Source organism: Vibrio genomosp. F10 str. 9ZD137 (genome assembly GCF_049974785.1).
Classification (GTDB): domain Bacteria; phylum Pseudomonadota; class Gammaproteobacteria; order Enterobacterales; family Vibrionaceae; genus Vibrio.
In genome coordinates, this window is record NZ_JBNGCJ010000514.1 from 1 (window position 1) to 4,508 (window position 4,508).

A 4,508-nucleotide genomic window follows, 5' to 3' on the forward strand; every position below is an offset into this window, starting at 1 on the left:
CAGGGGCGGGAGCCGCAACGGTTGCAAGTGTTGATAAAGCGAGCAAAAACTCTAACCAAACAAATACTTCAGCAAAGACTAAAGTAGTACAAAAAGATCCCCCAAAGAAGGTTGAACAATCAAAATCAAAGGAGTATGTTAAATCTACAGGGCAACAAAGTGTTAACAAAGTAGCGAACACAACAAAGACAAAAAGTGAAAAAGTTAACAGCTGGATATGGCCAACCAAAGGGAGAATCATTAAAAAGTTTTCTGCTGGAGAACAAGGGAATAAAGGCATTGATATCGCAGGACAGCGTGGTCAAGCTATCGTTTCAACAGCAGGAGGAACCGTTGTTTATTCAGGCAATGCATTACGGGGTTACGGCAATCTAGTGATTGTAAAACATAATGATAATTACCTCAGTGCATATGCTCACAATGATCGGTTGCTTGTACAAGAAGGACAGAGTGTAAAAGCAGGTCAAAAAATAGCAACAATGGGCAGTTCAGGGACCAGCAGCGTTCGATTACATTTTGAAATTCGCTACCAAGGTAAGTCGGTGAATCCAAATCGCTACTTACCGTAATTTTACTTTATGGGTAATTTAGCGACATTAAGAAGTAGTAATGTCTTGCTAGCTCGCCAGGGGGAGGCGCTATGGGTATCAGCAATGCAGCAGTAAAAATGGATGAGTTGGATTTAGAGGCAACCGCGAAGGAAATCGGTAAATCTAAAAAACAACCCGCCAAAACCAAAACAACAGCCAAAGCTAAAACAACAGCGAAAGCGAAGACCGCAGCCACTGAAGAAGTTGAAGTTTCGAGTAAAAGCTTAGATGCGACACAACTTTATTTGGGTGAAATCGGTTTTTCTCCACTACTCACCGCAGAAGAAGAAGTCCTTTTTGCTCGCCGAGCACTCCGAGGCGATGAAGCAGCACGTAAGCGCATGATCGAAAGTAATCTACGTCTTGTCGTGAAAATATCTCGCCGATACAGCAATCGCGGCCTAGCATTGCTCGATTTAATTGAAGAAGGTAACCTTGGATTGATTCGTGCGGTCGAAAAATTTGACCCTGAAAGAGGTTTCCGCTTTTCAACCTATGCCACCTGGTGGATCCGACAAACAATAGAACGCGCTTTGATGAATCAGACTCGAACTATTCGTTTACCTATCCATGTCGTCAAAGAACTGAATATTTATCTGCGCACAGCGAGAGAGTTGTCTCAAAAGCTAGACCACGAACCGACCGCAGAAGAGATTGCTTCAAAGCTTGATAAACCTGTAGAAGATGTCAGCAAAATGCTGCGCCTAAATGAACGCGTGAGTTCCGTCGATACCCCTATTGGTGGTGATGGCGAAAAAGCATTGCTGGACATTATTCCTGATATTCATAATTCTGATCCAGAAGTTTCAACTCAAGATAATGATATAAAGGCTTCCTTAGTCAATTGGCTTGATGAGCTAAACCCTAAGCAAAAAGAAGTGCTTGCGCGCCGATTTGGCCTTCTAGGTTATGAGCCATCAACGTTGGAAGAAGTCGGACGCGAAATAAACCTGACTCGTGAAAGAGTTCGTCAGATACAAGTAGAAGGCCTACGTCGATTACGTGAAGTATTGATTAAGCAAGGGCTTAACATGGAAAATCTATTCAGCGTAGAAAATGAATAACACATTACCGTTTCTGAAATAAGAGAACCTTATTTAATAGAAAGTGACGTGACAGAGAAAAAGGTACAGCTTTATTGGTTTAAAGCATGTACCTTTTTTATTGCCTGTCGACTAGATCATTTTCTTGAGTCGATACAAGGCTTCTAGTGCCTGCCTAGGCGTGAGGTCATCAGGGTCGATTCCGGCCAGTGCGGCTTCTACCTCGCTTGGCTCTGGAATTAAGCTTAATTGATTCGCAATATCCACAGAGGTTCCCTTGCTAGGCTCTGAATTATTTCCTAGCTGCTCCAGTTGAGATAACTTGGCGCGAGCGTTTTTAATCACCGTTTTTGGCACGCCAGCTAGGCCAGCAACCGCAAGGCCGTATGATTTATTCGCCGCTCCCTCTTGCACGGCATGCATAAAGGCAATGCTATCTCCATGCTCGACGGCGTCTAAATGGACATTCGCGAGATTAGGCAGTTGGTTTGGAAGCTCTGTTAACTCAAAATAGTGCGTGGCAAATAGAGTCAAGGCGCCGATTTTAGACGCTAACCACTCGGCACTTGCCCAAGCTAATGACAAACCATCATAAGTACTGGTTCCACGACCAATTTCATCCATCAATACTAGGCTGTTTGGTGTCGCATTGTGCAAGATGTTCGCGGTTTCGGTCATTTCAACCATGAAAGTCGAACGCCCAGATGCTAAATCATCCGACGCGCCTATTCGCGTGAAAATACGGTCAATTGAGCCGATCTTTGCTGACTGAGCGGGCACATAGCTACCAATATGGGCCATCAACGCAATTAAAGCAGTTTGGCGCATGTAGGTCGATTTACCCCCCATGTTGGGCCCTGTAATGATCAGCATTTTACGGTCACTGCTCAGAACGATGGGGTTGGCAATAAAGGGGGTGTCCATGACTTTTTCTACGACAGGGTGTCGACCTGATTGAATATGGATACCAATATCGCTGCTCATCTCTGGACGGCAGTAATCTAAACTCTCGGCACGTTCTGCTAGATTCTGAAGCACATCAATCTGAGAAACCGCCGATGCGATATTTTGTAAGCGTTCTAAATGAGGAAGAAGCAAATCGAACAACGCTTCCCACAATTGCTTTTCGATGGCTAAGGCTTTCGATTTAGAACTCAGTACTTTGTCTTCATGTTCCTTTAACTCAGGTATAATATAGCGTTCAGCATTTTTTAGTGTTTGACGACGAACATAATGAGGGGGTACTAAGTGGCTTTGTCCTCGACTGACTTGTATGAAGAAACCGTGCACATTATTAAAGCCAACTTTTAAGGTATCAATACCATGACGTTCCCGCTCTTCTGCTTCAAGTTTGTTTAAAAACTCTGTAGCACCTTCAGCCAGGTCTCGCCATTCATCGAGTTCCGCACTGTATCCAGAAGCAATGACCCCGCCATCTCGAATAATAACCGGTGGATTTTCCTTTACTGCACGTTCAAGCAGTTCACAAACCTCAGCAAACGGCGCGGCATAATTGGTTAGCTTAACAAGGTAAGGCTGCTTTAACTCCGATAAACAGGCGTGTAATTCGGGTAACTGTTGCAGCGCTATACGTAACCGAGCCATGTCTCTTGGGCGAGCGGATCGCAGTGCCAGGCGAGCGAGGATACGTTCAATATCACCAATCTGTTTTAATGTCGGTTGAAGCTCACAGAACAATCCAAGTTCCTTGAGCTCTCCAATGGCATCAAGGCGTTGGTTAAGCGTATCAATACAACGCATTGGCTGATGCAGCCAACGTTTCAGCATCCGGCTACCCATAGCGGTTGAGCTGTGATCGAGTACTTCAGCGAGAGTATTGTCGAAACCACCGGATAAATTCTGAGTGATCTCCAGGTTACGTCTTGTGGTGGCATCCAAAATAACCGAGTGATCTTGGCGATCAAAAGTCAACGAACGAATATGCGGAAGCGTCGTGCGTTGAGTATCTTTGACATATTGAATCAAACAGCCAGCGGCACATAGCCCCAGCTTTGCGTTTTCAACCCCAAAACCAATGAGATCACGGGTACCAAATTGCTGATTCAATTGTTGTTTAGCGGTATCGAGTTCAAACTCCCATACCGGACGACGGCGATTCCCGTTTCGATTGATCATGAGGTGAACTGGTTCGAAATCTTCAGGAAAAAGCAGTTCTCTTGGCGATGTTCTCTGAAGTTCCGCCGCCATCGCTTCTTCACTTTCAGGTTCGATAAGTTGGAATCGACCTGAGGTCATATCGAGTGTTGCGTAGCCAAATTTACCACTATGGTGATAAATCGCTGCAATTAAGTTATCAACACGCTCAGACAGCAGTGCTTCGTCGGTGACGGTTCCTGGTGTCACAATTCGCACCACTTTGCGTTCAACGGGGCCTTTACTGGTGGCAGGGTCGCCAACTTGCTCACAAATAGCCACCGACTCGCCAAGTTGAACCAGTTTTGCTAAGTAACCTTCAACCGCGTGGTAAGGGACGCCCGCCATAGGGATAGGTTCACCTGCTGATGCACCTCGCTTGGTTAACGAGATATCCAGTAGTTGCGAGGCACGTTTGGCATCGTCATAAAATAGCTCGTAGAAATCCCCCATACGATAGAACAGCAGTATGTCTGGGTTCTCAGCTTTCAATCCGAGATATTGTTTCATCATAGGAGTATGTGTTTGATCGGCTTTCACTGTTCTGGTCTTTCGTTTTTTTCTATTGCGGCTTAGGATACGTGAATCCTTTTCATGCGAAAAGGCACAAATTCAAGCGCAAAGGCATAAAGAGGTTTTAAGTCATGGACTCACATCAATCGCTCAGCAAACAGGTTGGTCAACTGCTTTTCGATAGAAAACAGATTAGATCGGAAGAGCG

The 4,508-nt window shown here is 45.1% G+C and carries 3 protein-coding genes; 2 read left to right on the forward strand and 1 reads right to left on the reverse strand.

All coding sequences use genetic code 11. From position 1 onward, the window contains the following. Together ACP45E_RS12530 and rpoS are read left to right on the forward strand one after the other, a co-directional pair. Window positions 1-569, forward strand: a 569-nt coding sequence (locus ACP45E_RS12530; protein WP_069585057.1) for a peptidoglycan DD-metalloendopeptidase family protein, incomplete at its 5' end; no start/stop codon positions are given. Between the two features lie 98 nt (window positions 570-667). Next, window positions 668-1,654: an RNA polymerase sigma factor RpoS gene (gene rpoS / locus ACP45E_RS12535; protein ID WP_426511204.1), complete on the forward strand. Its 987-nt coding sequence runs from the start codon at window positions 668-670 to the stop codon at window positions 1,652-1,654. Window positions 1,655-1,765: 111 nt separating this feature from the next. Here rpoS and mutS read toward each other — a convergent pair whose 3' ends face one another. Continuing rightward, a complete protein-coding gene (mutS, locus tag ACP45E_RS12540) occupies window positions 1,766-4,327 on the reverse strand; it encodes a DNA mismatch repair protein MutS (protein ID WP_017038216.1) in 2,562 nt (853 codons plus the stop codon). Window positions 4,328-4,508: the final 181 nt, after the last annotated feature.

What these genes read in the sequence shown, in the direction of transcription:
- rpoS (WP_426511204.1), top strand. Translation starts at nt 668, where the DNA reads ATGGATGAGTTGGATTTAGAGGCAACCGCGAAGGAAATCGGTAAATCT.